Source organism: Frankia sp. BMG5.60 (genome assembly GCF_059428125.1).
This window is the reverse complement of the sequence record NZ_CM182091.1, coordinates 3,091,484-3,110,854: the sequence shown is the minus strand read 5'-3', so window position 1 is coordinate 3,110,854 and position 19,371 is coordinate 3,091,484. Positions and strand designations below refer to the sequence as shown.

Sequence of the window (19,371 nt, the reverse complement as noted above, 5' to 3'; positions counted from 1 at the left end):
TTCCCCGCTTCGTAATGTTCCGCGGACGGTGGGGATGGCCGGTGCCCGCACGGGGGCCGAACGGCCGCGGTCGGCGGCGCGCCCCACCGCCTCCGCGCCACCGATGAGCCAGGTCAGCGGGCCGATGCTCGCCGAGGCCCGTCCTCGTTCCGTAATGATCGATCATGGTCGTCCGGCACTACAGTCCCGATCATGTTTACGGAAAGTGATGGTGACCGGACGTCGGTGGACATCGTCCTGCCCTGCCTGGACGAGGTCGGGGCGCTGCCCTGGGTGCTCGACCGGATCCCCGCGGGCTACCGGGCGATCGTCGCCGACAACGGTTCTCGCGACGGATCCGCCGAGCTGGCCCGCGGCCGGGGCGCGACGGTCGTCGCCGTGCCCGAGCGCGGCTACGGGGCGGCCGTGCACGCCGGCCTGCTGGCCGCGGACGCCGACGTCGTCTGCGTGTGCGACGCCGACGCCTCGCTCGACCCGGCCCGGCTGCCCGACCTCGTCGCCCTGCTCGCCACCGACCTGGTCGACCCGACCGCCGGCCGCGCCGATCTGGTCCTCGGCCGGCGCCGCCCGACCTCGCTGCGGGCCTGGCCGCCGCCCGCCCGGCTCGGCAACGCCGCCGTCGCCCGCCGCCTGCGTCGGCGCGGCGTGCCTGTGCGCGACCTGGGGCCGATGCGGGCCGCCCGGCGCGCGGACCTGCTCGGCCTGTCGATCGCGGACCGCCGCTTCGGCTACCCGCTGGAGCTGCTGCTGCGCGCCGCCCAGGCGGGCTGGCGCATCGCCGAGACTGACGTCGCCTACACCCCCCGGATCGGTCGGTCCAAGGTCACCGGGACGCCGCTCGGTGCCGCCCGTGCCGCCCGGGACATGTCGGTGCTGCTGGCGAGCATCCGGTGAGGCTGCTCGTGATGGCGAAGGAGCCGGTGCCCGGCCGGGTGAAGACCCGGCTCACCCCGCCGCTGCGCCCGGAGCAGGCCGCGGCCGTCGCGGCGGCGGCGCTCGCCGACACCCTCGCCGCGGTCGCGGCGGTCACCGCCCGGCCCCGATTCGCCGACCTACGTCCCGTGCTCGTCCTCGACGGGGCGGCGGGGCCCTGGCTGTCCACCGCCGGCGGCTGGCCCACCCTGGCGGTGGCGCCGCAGGCACCCGGCCCCTTCGATGCCCGGCTCGCCGCGGCCTTCGACGCCACCGGCCCTGGGCCGGCGCTGCTCATCGGCATGGACACCCCGCAGCTCACCGCCGACCTGCTGGCCGTCGCCTGCGACGCGCTGCGTGGCGCCGACGCGGTGTTCGGACCGGCGGCGGACGGCGGCTGGTGGGCGTTGGGGCTGGCCCGTTCGGACGGCGACCTGGTGCGTGGGGTCCCCACCTCGCGCCCCGACACCGGCGCGCGCCAGCGGGCCCGGCTCGTCGCCGCCGGCCTCGCGGTGACGGGGCTGCCGGCGTTGCGCGACGTCGACACCATCGCCGACGCCGAGGCGGTCGCGCGGCTCGCCCCGGACGGCCGGTTCGCCGCCGCCCTGCGCGCGGCCCGCGCCGGTCTCCCCGAGGACGGCCGGACTCTCCCCCTTGAGGGCCGATGTTCGCCCGGGGGAGGCGGCCGTGTCGCCGGAGCGTCCTCGAACGCGGCATGGTGACCGCATCGGTGGACGGCGAGTGGGAGCCCACGGACATCTACGAGGCGGGGCTGCTCTCCGCCACCGGCCGGCTGTGGGCGCGCCTTGCGGACGGGCGGCGGATCCCGCTGCCCGTGGACCGCTGGCGGGGCATGCCTGTGCCGCCCGCCGGGCTCGGGAGCGAGTGGTCGTCGGCCCGGGCCAGCGCCGGGACCCCGCTGAGCGCCGGGGACCTGTCCCTCCTGGGGCACTGCGCCGGCCCGACGTTGGACGTGGGCTGCGGCCCGGGCCGGCTGGCGGCGGCACTCGCCGCCCGCGGGATCCCGGCGCTCGGCATCGACCTCGCCCCGCTGGCCGTGCGGCTGACCCGGCAGGCCGGCGCGGTCGCGTTGCGCCGTGACGTATTCGGTCGCCTGCCGGCCGAGGGCCGCTGGGTGGCGCTGCTGCTGGCCGACGGCAACATCGGTATCGGCGGCGATCCGGTCCGGCTGCTGCGCCGAGCCCGACAACTGCTCGCCCCGGCCGGGCAGGCGCTCGTCGAGGTCGAGCCGCCCGGGACCCCCGTCGGACCGGTCTGGCTGCGGCTGGAGGACGCCGGCGGCCGCGTCTCGAAGCCGTTCGCCTGGTGCCAGGTCGGCGCCGATGAGCTCACCGCCGCCGCGTCGGCCGCCGGCCTGCTCGTGGCCCGGTCCTGGCAGAGCGCGGGGCGCCACTTCGTCGCTCTTCGCCGCGACAAGGTGCCCGCCGCCGCCTCGACCATCTCACCAGGCCAGCACTAGCGCGCGTGCCTGGCTGTGATCAGGGGCTTGTTCGCGAATCCCGACGGGCGTTGCGGGCTCGGCGGGCTCGGCGGGCTCGGCAGGCCATGACGAGCGCGGCGCCGGCCCAGACCGTGCCGAGGACGATGGCCAGGTTGCGGACATAAGGCAGCGGGTTCACCGAGGGGTTGTCGGCGGACCCGCCATAGCCGCGCCACAGCGGCAGCGATGCCAGCGCCACCGCCCCGCTGACGATCAGCGCGCCCTGGACGACGGCGCGGTAGGGCGCCGGGACGAGGCGGCTCAGGGCGAAGCCCACGACCATCGTCACGGGCACGGCCAGCGCGTCGTGGACGGCGACCCCGCCGATCAGCCAGGCGGCGGCGTTCGGTGGGCTCGTCGCCCGGGACATCGTCAGCAGGCCGTGGACGCCGTAACCGAGCGCGGCGAGCCCCGCCGCCGCCAGTACCACCCGCAACGCAAGGCCCGCGACGCTCGGGCCCGCGACGCTCGGGCCCGCGACGCTCGGGCCCGCGACGCTCCTCCCGGTCCTGCCGTCGCCGTCGCTCGTCACAGCATCACCACCCGGTGCACCCACTTCGTCTGCAGAACGCCGGGCCGGTCGGGCGCGATGAGCCGGGCCGGGTAGCCGTGGTCGAGGTCGAGGTCGGCGCCGTCAAGGCCGGTGGCCAGCAGGGTCAGCGGATCCCGGGCGTGAGCGGGGCGCACCTCGCTGGCGCGGTAGCCGCCGCGCGCCTCCAGCGACTCGACCCGGACGGTGGCGTCGACGGGGATGAGCGCCGCGTCGAGCAGGTCGCGCAGCCGGGGGCCGTGCCAGGTCGCATCGGCCGACCAGCCCTCGACACAGGTGATCGGCAGCCGCACGGTGTGGCGGGGCAGCGCGTGCACCTCGGCGAGGTGGTAGATGATCCGGCGGGCGCCAACGATCTCCAGTCGGTACTCCGGATCGCGGGCCGCGGCGGTGACCCGGGCGGCCCGTGCGGTCCGGTTCACCGGCAACCCCTGCGGACCGAGGTCGGGCCGGCGGGGAGCGAGCAGGTCGAGCGGTGCCAGCGCGGGAACAGCCTGGCCGGCCGTCGTCGCGACGATGACGGCCGCCGCGGTGCCGGTCGCCACCGCCAGCCCACGGCGGGTGAGGCCGCCGGTCGGCGGGCCACTGTCGCCGGGCGGCCTTTCCGCCGCCGTCACCGTGTCTGCGCGGGGAAGCTTCTCGTCTCGTTTCCGGCCCACGTTCGCGCGTACGACCGTCAGCTTCGCGGCTATATGCACGACCAGGGCGCCGATAGTGATCCAGGCGACCCAGTAATGGGTCACGGTGAAGAAGAAGTGGAACCGGTACCACTGGGCGACGTTCGCGATGCCCGTCGCGAGCTGGAAGATGGAGCCGGCGATCAGCGGCACGATCGTGAGCCGTTCCAGGGCATGCCCGACGGACCGCAGCGGCGGCCATTGCCACAACCGCGGATACACCGTCCACAGCTTCACCAGCAGCAGCGGAACGCTGGCCAGACCGGTCGTGACATGCAGGCCCTGTGTCGCCCGGTACAGCCAGACCGGCCGGGACGGCCATTGCAGCCAGCCCGGTGGGTGTTGCATGAAATGTGACACGAGCCCGGTCAGGAAGCAGGTTCCGAAGGCGATCCCGAGCGCGATTCCCAGCAGCGATGCCACTCGTGGATCATGCAGCGTGCTCGGGAACGCTCCAGCGCGCAGCGGACCGCGGCGCACCGCCACCGGTGGTTCCGGCAGCCTCGCGGAAAGCAGACGGGCCCCGCTGGCCGACCGGCTGGCGGAGAACACACGGAGAAACCGTCGCACGAGAGGAACCGTAGGTCGCGGCAACCGGAATCCGGCCTGATCATCGCCTTACGGAACGAGGAAACCGGGTCACAGCAGCCGGGCGTCCCCCTGTTGTCCTGCGAGGCTCGGGGCATGCCGCCACCCGCCGTCGTGCCGCGAAGCCGCCCGGACCGTGCCCTGATCGGCGCGGGCGTCGGGCTGGCGGGGGTGCTCGCCACGCAGCTCGCCATCCGCGCGGTCCCCGGCTACCTGCCCGGCCGGGCCGGCGTGCTGCCCGGGGTGCTCGTGTGGTGGGTCCTCGGGGCCGCGACGGCCGCGTCACTCGTGCGGTCGGCGAACCGGCGGGCCGCCGCTGGCATGCTGCTGGCCGGGATCCTCGCCGTGCACGCGGTCGCGGCGACCGGACCGCCACAGCTCTCCGACGACCTTTACCGCTACGCCTGGGACGGCCGGGTGCAGGCCGCCGGCGTCGACCCCTACCGCTATGGACCGCTGGACCCGCACCTGGCCGGGCTGCGCGACCAGTGGCTGTTCCCCGACGCCGCCGGCTGCGCGGCGATCGAGCGGGGCCCGCACTGCATCCGTCTCAACTACCCGCGGGCGCACACCATCTACCCGCCGGTGGCGCAGGCGTACTTCACCGCCGTGCACTACCTGCCCGGCCCGCCGCGGGAGCACAAGCTCCAGCTCTACGGTTCGCTGCTGTCGCTGGCGTTGACCGGCCTGTTGATGCGGATGCTCATCGCCCGCGGCCGGGACCCCCGGTACGCGGCGTTCTACGCGCTGTCGCCGCTGGCCGGCCTGGAGATCGGCTCGGACGCGCATGTCGACGTTCTCGGCGCCCTGTTCGCGCTGGCCGGCCTCGCCGTGCTCACCCACCGCTCCGTCCGCCCGCCGTCGATCCCGCCGTCGATCCCACCGTCGTCGTCGAGCCCGCCGCGGCCCGCGCGGCCGTCCCGGCGGCGGGTGGCGGCGGCCGGGGCACTGCTCGGCGCCGCGGTGGCGGTGAAGCTGTACCCGGCGCTGCTGTTGCCGGCCGCCGCCCGGCGTCGCCCGGTCGCGCTGGTCGGTGCGGCGCTGGGGGTCGTCGGGCTGGCGTACCTGCCGCACCTGTTCGCCGTCGGCACCGGTGTGCTCGGCTTCCTCCCGCAGTACCTGGACGTCGAGGGCTACGGCCAGGGCGCGCGGTTCCTGCTGCTCGCCGGCGTGCTGCACCTCGGCGGGTCGGCGGCGAAGGCGGTGGCGGTGGCGGTGCTCGCGGCGGTGACGGTGGCCGTGTGGCGCACCGACCCCGACCGGCTGCCCCCCGAACGGGCCGCGCTGTGGACGGTGGGCGCGGCGTTCCTCGTCGCCACGCCGGTGCAGCCCTGGTACGGCGTGCTGCTGGCGGCGCTCGCCGTCGTCGCCGGGCGGCTGGAGTGGCTCGCCGTGGCCGCCGCCGCCCATCCCGTCTACATCTCGCTGTTCACCGATCTACCCGGCGATGCCTGGACCTTGCGGGTGACCTCCTACGCGGTGGCCGCCGCGATCGTCCTCGCCGTGACCGGCCTGCGCCGCCGACTCGCCGTCCCCGGCCCCCGGGTAGATCGGGACGCGGAACCGACGCTCCTCGCCCGGCCGCTGGATTCTGGAGTGACGGTTCCAGAGAGGTAGGGTTCGTCGATGAGCCCACCCGTCCCCGGCGGTGCCGGCGACCAGGACGGACGCCGGATCACCCGCAAGGGCCAGGCCACCCGGGCGCGGATCGTGGCGGCCGCCGCCGGGCTCATGTACGCCCGGGGCGTCGCCGGCACCAGCACCGAGGACGTCCGCGCCGCCGCCTCGGTGAGCAGCTCGCAGCTCTACCACTACTTCGAGGACAAGAACGCGCTGGTCCGCGCCGTGGTCGCCTACCAGACCGAGGCCGTGCTCGCCTTCCAGCAGCCACTGTTCAGCCGGCTGGACAGCCTGGCGGGGCTGGCGGCCTGGGCGGACACGCTCGTCGACTTCCACCTAGGTCTGCATCTGCGCGGCGGCTGCCCGCTGGGGTCGCTCGCCAGCGAGCTCGCCGACGCGGATCCGGTCGCCCGCGAGGCCCTGGCGGCGGCGTTCGCCCGCTGGGAGGCCGCCATCCGGGAGGGACTGGCGGCCATGCGCGCCCGGGGCGAGCTGCGGGACGAGGCGGACCCGGAGCGCCTCGCCCTCACCCTGCTCGCCGCGGTGCAGGGCGGCCTGCTGCTCGCCCGGACCCGCCGCGAGGTGGCGCCGCTGCGGGTCGCTCTCGCCACCGTGCTGGACCACATCCGTTCCCTCGTTTCCGACGTCGTCCGTCCGTATCCGGTCGGGTCGGCCTCGGTCGTGGTGACCTCCGGCGTCCCGGTTCGGGTCGAACGGCACTGACCTGGGCGTTGTTCATGCCGGAGGCTGGAGACCGCCAACAGCCGAACACGACTGCGCATTGGCGCGCAGGGCGGAGGAGGAGCAATGGCCGGTGTGCGGTTTCCCCGTCACAAGCCCGTCACGGTGCCCCGCGAGATGACCATCGTCGAGGCGGCCCGGTGGATGGACGTGCAGGGGGTGGGATCACTGCTGGTCATGGACGGCGAGGACCTCGTCGGGATCGTGACCGACCGGGACCTGGCGCTGCGGTCGCTACGCCGGCGCATCCCCTTCGACGGCCGGGTCGAGGCCGTGATGACCCGCGGCGTCGTCACCCTGGACGTGGACGCCGACCCCGTCGACGTGGTCCGCATGTTCCGCGAGCACACCGTCCGGCGGCTGCCGCTCACCGACAATGGCCGGGTGGTCGGCCTGATCGCGCTCGACGATGTCGTCGCGGTGCCGGCGTCGGCCGCGGCCCCGGCGTCGGCCGCGATGCCGGCGCCGGCTGGGCGGGCCGCCGGTGGCTCCGGGGCGGGTGCGCTCGCAACGGTCGTCCCGGCCGGCCGGGAGTCGACCGCCGAACTCGCCGACCTGCCGGGACTGGCCGATCTCGCCGCGGCGGTGGCCGCCGAGACCCCGCGTTCCTCGCACGAGGGCGGGCTGCCCGGCCCGAAGACCGTCACCTGGCTACCCGAGCCCCGGCTCGGCCGCTGGCGGGCGTCCGTAGGCGACCGGCTGGTCGTCTCGCCGCCGAACCCCGGCCGGCCGCCGTGCGGCGGGGAGATCCTCGAGGTTCACTCGCCCGCCGGCGACCCGCCCTACCTGGTCCGATGGGGCGATGGCGGCCACGCCACCTTCGTCTACCCGGGACCGGACGCCGAGGTGCAGCCCCTGCGCAGCAATGCCGGCCCGGTGGCCCCGGTCTGACGGCCCCTGCCCGGCGGCCCCTGCCCGGCGGCCCCTGCCCGGCCGGCGGGCCCCAGCGCCGTGCCTCAGCCCGGCGGCCCCAGCGCGGCGTCTCGGCCCGACGGCCCCCGCCGGCGCCCCCCGCCGGCGCCCCCCGCCGGCGCTGGGCGTCTGGCCGGGGCGCGCGTCTGACCATCGTCAGGGCGAGGATGGGCGTGGTGCTCGCGAGGACCGCGGGCCAGGGCGAGGGGGCTCGTTGCACGCGCTGCGGATGACCCGTCACCAGTCGGCTCCCGAGCTCGTCGAGGTGCCCGATCCGGTCCCCGGGCCGGGCCAGGTGCGGCTGCGGGTGGCCGCCGCCGGGGCCTGCCACAGCGACCTGCACCTGATGGAGATGCCGCCGGAGCAGCTCGCCGGGCAGGGGCTGCGCCTACCGTTCACCCTCGGCCACGAGTCCACCGGCTGGGTCGACGCGATCGGCCCGGGGGTCAGCGCGGTGCGGGTGGGTGACGCCTGTGCCGTCTACGGGCCCTGGGGCTGCGGGCACTGCCGAGCGTGTGCCCGCGGCGCCGAACAGTACTGCGAGGTTACCCACGGGATGGGTGGCCCGGGCCTCGGTGGGGACGGCGGTATGGCCGAGTACCTGCTCGTCGACGACGTGCGCCACCTCGTCCCGCTCGGCGACCTCGACCCGGTGGCCGCCGCGCCGCTCACCGACGCCGGGCTGACCCCGTATCACGCGATCCGCAAGGCCCTGCCGCTGCTCGGGCCGGGCTCGACCGCGGTGGTGATCGGGGCCGGCGGCCTCGGTCACCTCGGCATCCAGATCCTTCGGGCGATCACCCCGGCCCGCGTCGTGGCCATCGACGTCGCCCCGGGCAAGCTCGTCCAGGCGCTGGCTCTCGGCGCGCACGCGGCGGTGCCGGCGGGCGAGGACGCGGCCGCCGCGATCCGGGCGCAGACCGCCGGCGGACTGGGCGCGCAGGCCGTGTTCGACATGGTCGGCAGCGCCGCGACGATGGCCACCGCCGCGGCTGCCGTCGGGGCCGAGGGACGGATCACCGTCGTGGGCCTGGCCGGCGGGGCGCTGCCGTTCCGGCTCGGGACGGTGCCGTTCGACGTCGACGTCTCGCTGCCGTACTGGGGCACCCGCGGCGAGCTGTTCGAGGTCCTCGACCTCGCTCGCGCCGGCCTGATCCGCGCCCACGTCGAGACCGTCCCGCTGGCCGACATGCCCGCCGCCTACGACCGCCTGCGCGCGGGCGACGTCTCCGGCCGCGTCGTCATGGTTCCCACGACCTGATGCGGGCGACGACAGAAGGAATCGAAGGACAGCGCAGGTCTTCCTAAACTCTGCCGGGTGCAGATTTATGGTCGCGTGGTGGCCCGGTACGAGGTGGCCGACGAGGACCGCCGGCTGTGGAAGCCGGGCATCGGCGACCTCGTCCGGCTTCGGACCTGGGACATCTTCGCCCGGTTCCTACCTGGGCGCGGCAGTCTCGTCGACGTCGGCGGCGGGCCGGGAACGCACGCCGCGCACCTTGCCGAGCAGGGTTATGACGTTCTTCTCGTCGACGTCAATCCCAGCTGACCTATCAAGCCTGACCAGGCGTTCCCTCACGTCGGTCAACCAGCGGAGCGAGGTCGACCCTGGCAGGCCGCTCGAGCCTCCTCCGAGTCCGTGGGGGCAACGACCTCATCGCGCGCCTGGATGGGATGCGAAGGGCCCCTCTCGCACCACGCGGTGATCTACCCGGCGGCGCCGATGAGGGTAAGCCTGGGCCTAGTCTACTGTGGAGAGGGTAAGAGCACTCTTCGACGCGAGGACCTGTCTGGGAGGTTGGTGTCGAGGATGAGTGGTATGCCATCCGGCGGGCCGCCCCCGGGCTCGCGGTACGACGACGTGCGTCCCTACGCGGTCGCGAACTCTTTGGACGAGCTGGAGGGTCCGACATCGGGAGTGGTGGTTCTGGACCGGTGGCTGGACTGGTCGGGCTCAGCTCGGTACGACCTGACGAACCCCGGCCGTCTTGCACGGATGTACGAGACGGTGCTCCGGGAGGCGTCCAGGACTGCGGATCTGTCCCGCTGGCTGGAGGGGCCCACGCTGGTCCGGCTCTGGGGTGACCTGGTTCTTCCGCCGCAGGTCCGTAGCCGCTGGGAGGCCCGGTTCCCCGAGCTGACCGCTGGGCGCCCGACCGCGGCCTAGTACTACAGCCCCAGTGGTCGGGATGTGATCTCTGCTCGGCGGACGGCGTGGCGCGTTAGGTGTCGCTGCCGCGGGTCTCTCGAAGTCCGATCGCTCCCACTCCTAGCGCAATCTGCTACCCGTTCGCGTGCCTCCGAAGACGTTCCCTGGACCCGGGACCCCAGCTTGCGCCGCTTGAACGCCCCATCGGCGGCGCCAAGCATTACCACCACCGGTCACGCGACCGCGCAGCGGAGAACTTCGACACGGCCATCGAGCCGACAGAAAGATCACTGAAACTGTAGTACTAGCCTAGTAGGACTTTGTTAGGTCTTTGATCGTCTGGTTTGGCTGTTGGGATCTTCGCCTGGTTCGCTGCCTGCTGTGACGCCGGAGGAGATGGAGCAGGTGCGTCCGGTCGTGGAGGAGTTCGCGGCCCGGATGTTCGCGGACCTGCCGCGTAAGGACCAGCGGGCCAAGGGCGAGGCGTATCTGCGTGGGCTGATGCTGGACGGGAAGCGCAAGAGCCTGGTCCCGATGGCCGAGCGCCTCGGGGTGGATCATCAGGGGTTGCAGCAGTTCCTGCGGAACTCGACCTGGGAGCATGGTGAGGTCCGTGCCCGGCTGGCGGGCTGGGCGGTGGACTTCGTGGCCCCGCAGGCGCTGGTCGTCGACGACACCGGTTTCCCGAAGGACGGGCCCGCCTCGCCCGGAGTGGCCCGGATGTACTCCGGGACGTTGGGCAAGGTCGGGAACTGCCAGATCGGGGTGTCCGTGCACGCGGTCACCGACTGGGCGTCGGCGGCGCTGGACTGGCGACTGTTCCTGCCGGCCAGCTGGGACGACACATGCTGCGATGATCCGACCGAGGCCGCGGCGGTCCGCGCTCGCCGGACCCGGGCCGGGATCCCCGCCGACGTCCGGCACCGAGAGAAGTGGCGCCTGGCGTTGGACATGCTCGACGAGTTGGCCGGCTGGGGCGTGCCCGCCCGGCCGGTCGTCGCTGATGCCGGGTACGGCGACGCCGCGCAGTTCCGCCAAGCCCTGACCGACCGGCACCTGGTCTACGTGCTCGGGGTGACCCCCACCGCCACCGCGCACCTGGCCTCGGCCGCACCGGTGACCCCGCCGTACTCCGGGACCGGACGCCGCCCGGTCCCGGCCTACCCGGACCCGCCGTCCACCCTGAAGGACCTCGCCCTGGCCGCCGGCCGGGCCGCGCTGCGCACCGTGACCTGGCGGCACGGCACCCACCACAGCGCGAACAACCCGACCGCGGCGATGCGGTCGCGGTTCCTGGCCCTGCGGGTCCGCCCCGCCGGCCGGTCGGTCACCCGCGCCGACGACCGCAGCCTGCCCGAATGCTGGCTGCTGGCCGAATGGCCCCCCGGCAAGACCGAACCCACCGACTACTGGCTCTCGACCCTGCCCGCCGACATCCCCCTGCGCCAACTGGTACGCCTCGCGAAGATCCGCTGGCGGATCGAACACGACTACCGCGAACTCAAGGACGGCCTCGGCCTCGACCACCACGAAGGACGTTCCTTCCTCGGCTGGCACCGCCACGTCACCCTCGTCTCCGTCGCCCAAGCCCTGTGCACCCAGCTACGCCGCACCCCAAAAGCCCCTGCGCCGGCCTGACCCTCTACGGAGTCCTCCGTAGCCTCCAGACCCTGCTCAACGTCTGGACCGGCGCCTGCCGCACCTGCCACCGCCCCTACGACCCGTCACAGGGCAAATCGCCACAACTCCTCGGAGTCACCTAACAAAGTCCTACTAGGTGACGGCCCAGTCCCCGCCGATTCACCTGCGGCTCGCCCGGATCGGGCTCCAGGTCGGCGGCCCGTACGGCTTCGCCCTCGCCGGCGGCTACGCAGTCGCGGCCCACGGAATCCTCCAGCGGCCGAGCGAGGACGTCGACCTCTTCGCCGACTGGGACCGACGCGCGGACTTCCCAGCCGCCGTCGACGCGGTCATCGTGGCCTATCGGGCAGACGGTCTCGAGGTCGCGACGGAACTCCGGACCGAGCTGATCGCGCGGCTCCACGTGACCGACCCGAGCAAGCCTGACGAGGTCCACCGGGTGGAACTGGTCGCCAACTGGCGGATCCAGCCCCCAGTCCAGATGGAGATCGGTCCAGTGCTGCATCCGGATGACGTTATGGCGGGCAACGTCGACGCGTTGTGCAACCGCGCAGCCGCCCGCGACTTCCTCGACATCGATGCCGCGATCAACGGCGGTCGCTACACCCTCAACCGGCTCTGCGAGATCGCCCAACAGGCGGATCCGGGCTTCGACCGCGGCCATTTCGCCGCCATGCTCGGGCAGATCGCCCGGCTCGACGATGCGGACGACTTCGCCCCCTACGGGGTGACCCCCACCTACGTCGCTGATCTACGTGAACGCGTCGTCGCCTGGCGTCTCGAACTCCTTGAGAAATGACCATTGAGCACAAAGAGCTCCGACGGGCGTGCCAGGTCCGCGGGCACGGGCGCAGATCGGAGGCATTGGAATCGCCAAAATGAGCAGGACCGCCTCAGGTAGAACAATCACGGAACACGAACTTCGTGGCTACCTTCTGGAAGAATGCCTTGCCTACCTTCTCCGTAGCAGCGGATACGATCTGCTCACGCAAAGCGATGACTCTGAGGCCCTGGGAACCGCCCCGACAGGGCTCGTCGTACGCGGCAGGGGCGCGTGGCATCAGGCGGACGTGCTGGGTCAGCTCCGATACGTGCCGCCATACTCGTCACCGATCCGACTGTTCGTCGAGGCGAAGTGCCTGAAGGAGCCAGCCGGCCTCGCAATTCTTCGCAATGGACATGGCGTTATCGAGGACGTAAACGAAAACTTCGTCGTCACAAACCGTGACCCGAGGCGCGGGCCCGGACCTCGCAGCACACCACCCCGCTATCGGTACAGCTATGCCGTATTCTCTACGAGCGGCTTTACCGGCCCCGCGTTGGACTATGCCCTCGCCCACCAGATCTCGGTGGTCGACCTCTCGGTGCCGGCTTTCCAAACGCTACGCGATGCCATCTGGAAGGCCGCACACGGCGTGCTGAACGCTCCATCAAAGAGGCTTCCGGAGGGCTCGGTCGGCCACCTCCGAACCCATCTACGTGACGCACTCAAACTACCCGGGCACTACACCGAAAAGATCCACCCCACTCCATACGACACGCGTCCGCTGGACGAGCTTGCGCGTTTTCTTGGGAGCCGCGAGTCGCCGGGCATCCTGATGGCATTCCCTGCAGCGCCGTTCCTGCTCGGCCTAGTCCTTCGCAACCCTGCCGCTTTCGTCAGATACTGCCGTGCCTTCCCGAACCACCCCGTGACTTTCACACCCGAATCGCAGGCAGAGGCCTCTGGTCCTAACGAGACCTTCACATCTCAGCGGCAGACGGCGACCCTACGCCATGTATGGCACCTGCGCCCCATCCAGGAGCCTTCCGCCTACGAGATCAGTGTTTCCCTCCCAGCCGGGATCGAAGATTTGGTCATCCGAAGCAGCAGCACATTTCTCCGACGCAATCGCGGACCGATCATGGGCCCTCTGGCCAGCCTTGTTATTCCCTGGGTCGGTGGCACCGGCGAGCCAACCCTCCCGTTTCAGCTCGTCTACGGGTCGGGCTGGCCCCGGAACCTGTCAACCTCTTTGAGGCAGGATGTTGTGGAAATTAGCTGGTCTCGGCCTCTGCCTCCGGTGTCTGGTCTTCGTCGTTCTGGGGTCGGTTGATCCAGGCGGGTTCGGGCATGGCCGGTGGGCTTGGCGGGCGGACGAACCGTTCGGGGTGCGCGGTGTAGGCGGTGTCGAGGACGGCAGCGCGGGCCCGGCGGACCGCGGGCGCCTGGCCGTGGTGGACGACGGCCGGGGTGAGTAGCCCGAGCCCGGAGTGACGGTGATCATTGTTGTAGTGGTCGAAGAACGCCCGGCACCAGGAGCGGGCGGTCTGGATGGTGTCGAAGGAACCCGGGAAGTCGGGCCGGTACTTCAACGTTTTGAACTGGGCCTCGCTGTAGGGATTGTCGTTCGACACCCGGGGCCGGGAATGGGAACGGGTCACGCCGAGGTCAGCGAGGAGCAGCGCGACGGTCTTCGAGGTCATCGAGGTGCCCCGGTCGGCGTGGATCGTCAGCTGACTCCGATCGATCCGCTGCTTCTCACAGCTGGCGATGATCAGATCCTCGGCGAGGGTGGCGGATTCCCGGTCAGCGACCATCCACCCGACAACATAACGGCTGTACACATCCAGGATCACATACAGGTAGAAGTAGGACCATTTCTTCGGGCCGCGGAGTTTCGTGATATCCCAACTCCACACGGAGTTCGGTTTCTCGGCGACGAGTTCGGGTTTGACGTGGGCGGGGTGCGTCGCCAGGCGGCGGCGCTCACCGGTCTCACCGCGTTCGGCCAGCAGCCGGTACATCGTGCGCTGCGACGCCAGGTAGACCCCTTCGTCGAGCAGGGTCGCCCAGACCTGCGCCGGGGCGGCATCGACGAACCGGTCCGAGTGCAGCACCTCGACCACCCGCTCCCGCTCCGCCGGTGACAACGCCGCGGGCTGCCGGCGCTGGCGGTGCGGGATCGGCGCCGGCCGCGGCGGGGCGGGGGATTTCCGGTGCCGGCGGTAATGCGTCGCCCGCGCCCGGCCCAACGCCGCGCACGCCGACGCCGTACTCACGCCGGCCTGTTCGGTGAGGCGGGCGAGTCCGTCCTCGATTATCCGTTCCGCCTGGTCGGCGAGTTCGGGTCGTCGGTGGTCCCGGGCATGCCCTCGGAGAGTTTCTCCAAGAGCTCGGAGACTTTTCCCTGGACTTCTATCACGAAGCGGGCTTTCGCCAGCTCCTTTTCCAACCGTTCCTTCTCCACCCGAAGTTTCGCCAGCTCCCGGTCCCGGTCGTCGACCGCGGGCCGGCCCTTCGGCTTCGACATACCCGCCAACGCCCCCGCGTCGCGGGCCTTACGCCACTCCACGAGATGCGCCGAATACAGGTTCTCTCGGCGCAGGATCGCGCCTTTCGCACCCGGCCCGGTCGCCGCCTCGTACTCGGTCAGGATCCTCAGCTTGTACGCCGGCGAGAACGACCGCCGCCGCGCCTTCGGCTCGACCTCCGGATCCGGCCGCGACCGGTCGGCCTCACGATCTCCCACCCGACCATCATCGACCAGGCCCCGCCTGGCCGTCACCGACACCACCACGATCTTCTTCTCCCAACCCCGCCCCGGTCACAAGATGGTAGCTGCTACCTGACTCACCTCATGCTGACAGGTAGGGCCCGGAGACGAGGAGGAAGGCTGGCACCGAGGCTGACCTGATCAATACAGGCAGAGGGCCGATGGACAGCATAGGGCTGAAACGCAATTGAACTGTCGCGCATTGTGGCGGGCGCGCTGGTCAGCCCGGCATGGCCGCCGACACCCCCGGGGGAAAAGTGCCAGAGGTCAACTGCCTTCGGCCTGGCAGGAGTCCGTCGCCGCGGAACCCCAAAGTAGCCGTCAGTGCCGTCTTCGTAGCCGGGATGTTCGTGCCGATCATGGATGTCAAACCCGGCTGACCTGCCAAGCCCGACTAGGCGTTACGTGTGATGATCCGCAGATCCGGCAGCTAGGGACCTGTACGCGGCGCCTTACACGCCGGCCAGAGCAGAGCGCGACCGCTCAGAACGGCGGTCCATTTCCTAGCCGGTAGGTACCGCCCTTCGTCGCTGCTTCTTTCCGGTACGGCCGGAACGCGCAGCCCATTCCCGCCCTTCGGCCGCCACGCCTTCCAGAACGTGCAGCGTATGGCTGAGTTCGGCGGCATCCAGGGACATCTCGGCCACTGCATTGACGTCCTCCGCGCCCCCGCCGACCGGCTCCTCGGGGCCGTCGTCCTCGACGGGCTGACCGGTGAGCTGGATCTTGAATGACTTGCCGTTTTCCAGTGTTAGCTCGAAGACGCGCTCGCCCTTGTCGTCGCTGGTTATCTGCACATAAGTCACTGCGTTGAACTTGAAGTTCGTCCGCTGCCTGAATGTTGCGACAGCTGTCTCAAGGTCAAGGCTGTGCGTTACCTGCCGTACGCCCTGCATGGTGAGCACGAAAAGTATCAACCGGTAGGAGGAGTACCGCCACGGTCCCCGCTTCACTCGAGCGCGTCGTGCGCCTGGCGCCGGCGTCTCGATGAATCCGAACGATATCGCGTCGGTGATCGCGAGACGCTGCTCAGCGAGGAAGCCGTCGAGAATGACTGTCCGATCGCAGTCCAGCCAGGCCGCCAGCTCGGAATCATCCGGGCGGTCGGCGAGTTTCGCGCACCACCGGTCGTAGCCTTCGAGGCAGCCTGCGTTCAGACGCTCACACTCGATTGTGTCCGCCTGGAACCGCACCCGATTCTTGTGAATCTTCGCCCAACCGATTGCGGCGGATCCGGCGCTGACGAGCGCAAGTAGAGTCGACAGGATGGCGGACGTCGGGGTAGTGCAGACAGCAACGCCGACTCCCCATCCGGCGCCCACGGAGCAGGCAGTCAGGCTCGTCACTGCGATTAGCTTCGTCGACCACGAAATCCGCAGGTCGTACCGCCTGCTCGGCAGCGTGCCGTGGCGCCACCGCAGGTACTCCTGATAGGTAAGGTAGCGAATCAGATACGCGATGCGCTGAACTCGCACCCAGCGGTACTGCTGCACGACAAGATCGACGAGTCGCTGCCGCATCCAGGCGCTGTCTGCAAGCCAGTCATCCTGGTTTTCACCACCGGGTCCATACTTGTGAAAATAATGCGCGAACCGTCGTCCAATTTCGCCTGACGGGGCGCTTTCTATGGGCGGTCTCCGGTCCCTGTCGCCGCCTCCCTGCCGCGCCAGGCTGGCGGGCGCATACCACCGGAAGGCACTGCGTGCGCCAATGCCGCCGCAGAAGACAGCCAGCAGAAAAATGGCGGTAACCAGTCCGTCCGCGTGGGCGGCAAGAAGGAATGTGAGGCGGGTCATGGCAGCGACAGATACGGCGCCGCCGAGCACACCGTACGCCCACCATGAAGGCGGGATGTTGATGGGATCCGGTGCCCAGGGGCGTGGCCTCACCGGCGGAGGCTCGAAGAACTTCCAGGTCCGACCCAGGCGGTTGTGGTCCTGCTGATCAACCCTCGCCTGCTTGCGGTTAAGATCCCAGAGATGACGTTCGATAGGGCCGTCGAGATACGTTCTGAGGTTTCGAACGACTAAGTCACGGTGCGCTGGAGTGAGTTTGTCGATCTCTTTGATCATAATTTCCGGATCGATAGCCTCGTGGGAACCCTGGAGAAGTCGGTGCGCTATCCTAAAACTGGATGCCCAGTCGTCGTCTCCGTGAATGCGAACCGTTTCCGGCGGCGAGTAGAGCATTTCCCGCTCAGTGATAGATAGCTCGTCTCGGGACCGTCCACTCACCAGCGAGAGTAGCCAGTAGAAGCTGGCCTCATTGGAGGTGTGCCCGGCGGCCAGAGCCTTCTGAATGTACTGCCGCGCCATACCCGGCATCCGGCCGGCGAGATAACGCACGCCGATACGGAACTTCTCCTCGGGAGTATCGTTGGAGCCGATGTAAAATTTTACGTCGTGCACGTAGCCAGCCTGAACGCCGACCCGGCCGTTGTCGGTGACGATGTTGGACGTCGTCACGGTTTCCGGGCTGGCCGGGTGGTCCGGACTGGTCATGTCGAGACCTTGGTGAGGGCAATGATCGTGGCGATTTTCGCAGTGAGGTCGGCTACGTCTCCGACGAGGCCGCGGATGCGCTTCAGAGTGAGCCGCAGTCGGCGCCGACCTTCCTCCGTTTCAACGGCTGCGGTGTCGACCGAACGTAGTTCGTCGGCGACCGCCGCGGAGGTCTCCTCGTCTAGGCGACCGGAGAGCGAGGCCGCGTGAACGGCGGCCCGGAACTCGGCCATGGCCTCGTCGAGGCTCTGCGGGGACGCGGATGCGGCGGTGATGCGAATGCCACCGTGCACGGTGCCGGCCATTACTCCGACACGCGCGTTACCTGAGGCGCTGTTGTGGGTACTTCCTGACATGTCGGTTCCCTTCTGTCGCGGTGTCCCGCCTGTTGGAAGGACGTTGGCGCGCACAAGTTGCTCGGCCAAAGCCACAGCGAAGGCCGCGGCGTTCGCGGCGGCACGCGGCTGCCAGAACTGACGATCGGTGACTTCCTTGGTGCCGTCGGCTCGATCGCTCAAACCCCTGATCACCACTACCGGCAGGGCGTTGTTGAGGTGCCCGGCCTGCGCGACTCCGGCGCCTTCCATCTCGATCGCGAGCGCGTCGTTGTAGTGCTGCTGAATCCAACGCGCATGGCCGGATGTCGTGGAGTTCAGCACGACCTCACCGGCGGCTATGGGCCCGAAATGGACCTGAGGCGGTCGGCGCGGATCGGTGAGGTGCCGCGTCCACGAAGCCGACATCTTCAGGTGCCTGGCGAGTTGGTCGGCAGCGTGCGATGTCGGCCAGGCGTTTGGCCGGCTGCGAAGGCCGTCGTTCTCGCTGGTGCCCCCGTGATAGGCGTACACCCGGGTGGCGACCACCACGTCCCCGAGCGCGAGATGGGTGTGCAGGGCGCCGGCCACACCGACGAACAACACCGCGGCCGGCGTGAACTCGGCGATTGCCCGTTCGGCCAGGACTGCTGCCGACTGGTTTCCCTTGTCGATATGGGCGAGGACGACTGGCACGCCGCCGTGGACGGAGCGCCCGGTCTCGAAGATGGTTCCCTGGGGGTGGTGCTGCTGGTGTAGATCAGTGAGATGTTGACGCAGGGCGAGATATTCGAGTTCCAGGGCGGCAAGGAGGACGATCGGCTGGCTGCTCACGTGTGGATTCCTTCGGAGTCTGGGTCCGTGGGACGTACCATGGGCGGATACAGATGGCGTCGAGGTCCAGCACGAAAAAGGCGGGCTGGGCGCCCTGCGGTATCGCGGAGAGTCTTTCCGGTTGCGACGATGAACCCGGATGAGGTCTGCACCTTGCGGTAGAAGTTCCGTGGGTCGAGCCGCACTCCCCAGACGGCCTCGTATACCCGCTGAAGGTCCACGATGGTGAATGCTGGGGCACAAAAATGAATTGCCAGATTGCTGTTCTCAAGTTTCGATCGCGCGCGGTCGACGCCGTCCGTGACAATGCGCCTGTGGTCGAAGGCGATGGGCAGCGCGCCGGAGAGAACGTCGGCGGCGGGCCGCCAGGCCGCTACTGACGCGTCCGTGCCCGCGACCGGCTCTGGCAAGTCCGGCCTGATCGCCAAATAGGCGACGGAGATCACCCGCCCGCGCGGATCTCGCCCCGGTGCACCGTAGGTCGCGAGCTGCTCCAGCAGCAGTGACGCAGCGTCCAGGCCTGCTTCCTCGGCCAGTTCCCGATGCGCAGCTGCCAGGAGGTCCTCGCCGTCGTCGGCCAGGAAGCCGCCGGGAAGGGCGAGGGCGCCCGCGAACGGTTCGACGCCACGCTCGACCAGCAGGACATTCAGCACGGAGCTGCGCAGTGTAAGGACCACCAGGTCGACGGCGATCAGGATGGCCGGCGGCTTCCACGAAGTGCCTGTCACACAGAGCATGCTGCCTTACTGTCGATATGACAGTAATTGGATGTCGTCCACCCGACAGGATGCGCGCGGCCGGGTCGACGCCGCGACCACGTACCCACGCTCGGACTCCGAGGGTGAATCCCGCGCAGGCTGTCCGTGGGCTGGATCCAGCAACTCGGCAGTGCTGG

The 19,371-nt window shown here is 70.4% G+C and carries 17 protein-coding genes; 11 read left to right on the top strand and 6 right to left on the bottom strand.

The window, feature by feature from the left end; all coding sequences use genetic code 11:
- Positions 1 to 192 precede the first annotated feature (192 nt).
- The 3 genes from AC5R91_RS12415 to AC5R91_RS12405 are packed head-to-tail and all read left to right on the top strand — an operon-like array spanning position 193 to position 2,392.
- Entirely contained in the window at positions 193 to 894 is a 702-nt protein-coding gene (locus tag AC5R91_RS12415; protein WP_495397303.1) for a glycosyltransferase family 2 protein, read from the top strand.
- A complete protein-coding gene (locus AC5R91_RS12410; protein WP_495397302.1) occupies positions 891 to 1,634 on the top strand; it encodes a TIGR04282 family arsenosugar biosynthesis glycosyltransferase in 744 nt (247 codons plus the stop codon). Before AC5R91_RS12415 ends, AC5R91_RS12410 begins: the two co-directional genes overlap by 4 nt.
- Complete coding sequence (locus tag AC5R91_RS12405) at positions 1,631 to 2,392, top strand: methyltransferase domain-containing protein (protein ID WP_495397301.1); 762 nt, start codon at positions 1,631 to 1,633, stop codon at positions 2,390 to 2,392. Before AC5R91_RS12410 ends, AC5R91_RS12405 begins: the two co-directional genes overlap by 4 nt.
- A gap of 19 nt (positions 2,393 to 2,411) precedes the next feature.
- On the opposite strand, the gene AC5R91_RS12400 is transcribed toward AC5R91_RS12405, so the two are convergent.
- Together AC5R91_RS12400 and AC5R91_RS12395 are read right to left on the bottom strand one after the other, a co-directional pair.
- A complete protein-coding gene (locus AC5R91_RS12400; protein WP_495397300.1) occupies positions 2,412 to 2,945 on the bottom strand; it encodes a hypothetical protein in 534 nt (177 codons plus the stop codon).
- Positions 2,942 to 4,120, bottom strand: a complete 1,179-nt coding sequence (locus AC5R91_RS12395; RefSeq protein ID WP_495397951.1) for a molybdopterin-dependent oxidoreductase — start codon at positions 4,118 to 4,120, stop codon at positions 2,942 to 2,944. The genes AC5R91_RS12400 and AC5R91_RS12395 overlap by 4 nt, the downstream gene beginning before the upstream one ends.
- 204 nt (positions 4,121 to 4,324) lie before the next feature.
- On the opposite strand from AC5R91_RS12395, the gene AC5R91_RS12390 reads away from it, so the two are divergent.
- The 8 genes from AC5R91_RS12390 to AC5R91_RS12355 all read left to right on the top strand — a co-directional run bounded on the left by AC5R91_RS12390 (position 4,325) and on the right by AC5R91_RS12355 (position 12,090).
- The gene (locus AC5R91_RS12390; protein WP_495397299.1) at positions 4,325 to 5,845 is read left to right on the top strand and encodes a glycosyltransferase 87 family protein; all 1,521 of its coding nucleotides are present in this window, start codon (positions 4,325 to 4,327) and stop codon (positions 5,843 to 5,845) included.
- 9 nt (positions 5,846 to 5,854) lie between these two features.
- Complete coding sequence (locus AC5R91_RS12385; protein WP_495397298.1) at positions 5,855 to 6,571, top strand: TetR/AcrR family transcriptional regulator; 717 nt, start codon at positions 5,855 to 5,857, stop codon at positions 6,569 to 6,571.
- A gap of 84 nt (positions 6,572 to 6,655) precedes the next feature.
- On the top strand, positions 6,656 to 7,480 hold the full coding sequence (locus tag AC5R91_RS12380; RefSeq protein WP_495397297.1) for a DUF1918 domain-containing protein: 825 nt from the start codon (positions 6,656 to 6,658) through the stop codon (positions 7,478 to 7,480).
- Between the two features lie 250 nt (positions 7,481 to 7,730).
- Positions 7,731 to 8,762 carry an NAD(P)-dependent alcohol dehydrogenase gene (locus AC5R91_RS12375; RefSeq protein WP_495397296.1) on the top strand — a complete coding sequence of 344 codons (1,032 nt, stop codon included), beginning with the start codon at positions 7,731 to 7,733 and terminating at the stop codon, positions 8,760 to 8,762.
- Between the two features lie 78 nt (positions 8,763 to 8,840).
- Positions 8,841 to 9,050 (top strand): class I SAM-dependent methyltransferase, encoded by a 210-nt coding sequence (locus AC5R91_RS12370; RefSeq protein WP_495397295.1) that lies wholly within the window; start codon positions 8,841 to 8,843, stop codon positions 9,048 to 9,050.
- Positions 9,051 to 9,320: 270 nt separating this feature from the next.
- A complete protein-coding gene (locus AC5R91_RS12365; RefSeq protein WP_495397294.1) occupies positions 9,321 to 9,668 on the top strand; it encodes a hypothetical protein in 348 nt (115 codons plus the stop codon).
- A gap of 363 nt (positions 9,669 to 10,031) precedes the next feature.
- A complete protein-coding gene (locus tag AC5R91_RS12360) occupies positions 10,032 to 11,288 on the top strand; it encodes an IS701 family transposase (RefSeq protein ID WP_495392234.1) in 1,257 nt (418 codons plus the stop codon).
- A gap of 139 nt (positions 11,289 to 11,427) precedes the next feature.
- Positions 11,428 to 12,090: a nucleotidyl transferase AbiEii/AbiGii toxin family protein gene (locus tag AC5R91_RS12355; protein WP_495397293.1), complete on the top strand. Its 663-nt coding sequence runs from the start codon at positions 11,428 to 11,430 to the stop codon at positions 12,088 to 12,090.
- A gap of 1,238 nt (positions 12,091 to 13,328) precedes the next feature.
- Here AC5R91_RS12355 and AC5R91_RS12350 read toward each other — a convergent pair.
- From AC5R91_RS12350 to AC5R91_RS12335, 4 genes are all read right to left on the bottom strand, one after another.
- Positions 13,329 to 14,803, bottom strand: a protein-coding gene (locus AC5R91_RS12350; protein WP_495392209.1) for an IS3 family transposase whose coding sequence is annotated in 2 segments (ribosomal slippage) — positions 13,329 to 14,372 and positions 14,375 to 14,803 — 1,473 coding nt in all. Because the reading frame shifts where the segments join, the coding sequence is not laid out codon by codon here.
- 527 nt (positions 14,804 to 15,330) lie between these two features.
- A complete protein-coding gene (locus AC5R91_RS12345) occupies positions 15,331 to 17,328 on the bottom strand; it encodes a hypothetical protein (protein ID WP_495397292.1) in 1,998 nt (665 codons plus the stop codon).
- A complete protein-coding gene (locus AC5R91_RS12340; RefSeq protein ID WP_495397291.1) occupies positions 17,325 to 18,476 on the bottom strand; it encodes a 5'-methylthioadenosine/S-adenosylhomocysteine nucleosidase in 1,152 nt (383 codons plus the stop codon). Before AC5R91_RS12340 ends, AC5R91_RS12345 begins: the two co-directional genes overlap by 4 nt.
- Positions 18,473 to 19,204 (bottom strand): NUDIX hydrolase, encoded by a 732-nt coding sequence (locus tag AC5R91_RS12335; protein WP_495397290.1) that lies wholly within the window; start codon positions 19,202 to 19,204, stop codon positions 18,473 to 18,475. The genes AC5R91_RS12340 and AC5R91_RS12335 overlap by 4 nt, the downstream gene beginning before the upstream one ends.
- Positions 19,205 to 19,371: the final 167 nt, after the last annotated feature.

Excerpts from the sequence above, each read along its gene's own strand:
- AC5R91_RS12375 (WP_495397296.1), top strand. The coding sequence starts at position 7,731 with ATGACCCGTCACCAGTCGGCTCCCGAGCTCGTCGAGGTGCCCGATCCG.
- AC5R91_RS12345 (WP_495397292.1), bottom strand. The coding sequence starts at position 17,328 with ATGACCAGTCCGGACCACCCGGCCAGCCCGGAAACCGTGACGACGTCC.
- AC5R91_RS12390 (WP_495397299.1), top strand. The coding sequence starts at position 4,325 with ATGCCGCCACCCGCCGTCGTGCCGCGAAGCCGCCCGGACCGTGCCCTG.
- AC5R91_RS12365 (WP_495397294.1), top strand. The coding sequence starts at position 9,321 with ATGCCATCCGGCGGGCCGCCCCCGGGCTCGCGGTACGACGACGTGCGT.
- AC5R91_RS12385 (WP_495397298.1), top strand. The coding sequence starts at position 5,855 with ATGAGCCCACCCGTCCCCGGCGGTGCCGGCGACCAGGACGGACGCCGG.
- AC5R91_RS12380 (WP_495397297.1), top strand. The coding sequence starts at position 6,656 with ATGGCCGGTGTGCGGTTTCCCCGTCACAAGCCCGTCACGGTGCCCCGC.
- AC5R91_RS12415 (WP_495397303.1), top strand. The coding sequence starts at position 193 with ATGTTTACGGAAAGTGATGGTGACCGGACGTCGGTGGACATCGTCCTG.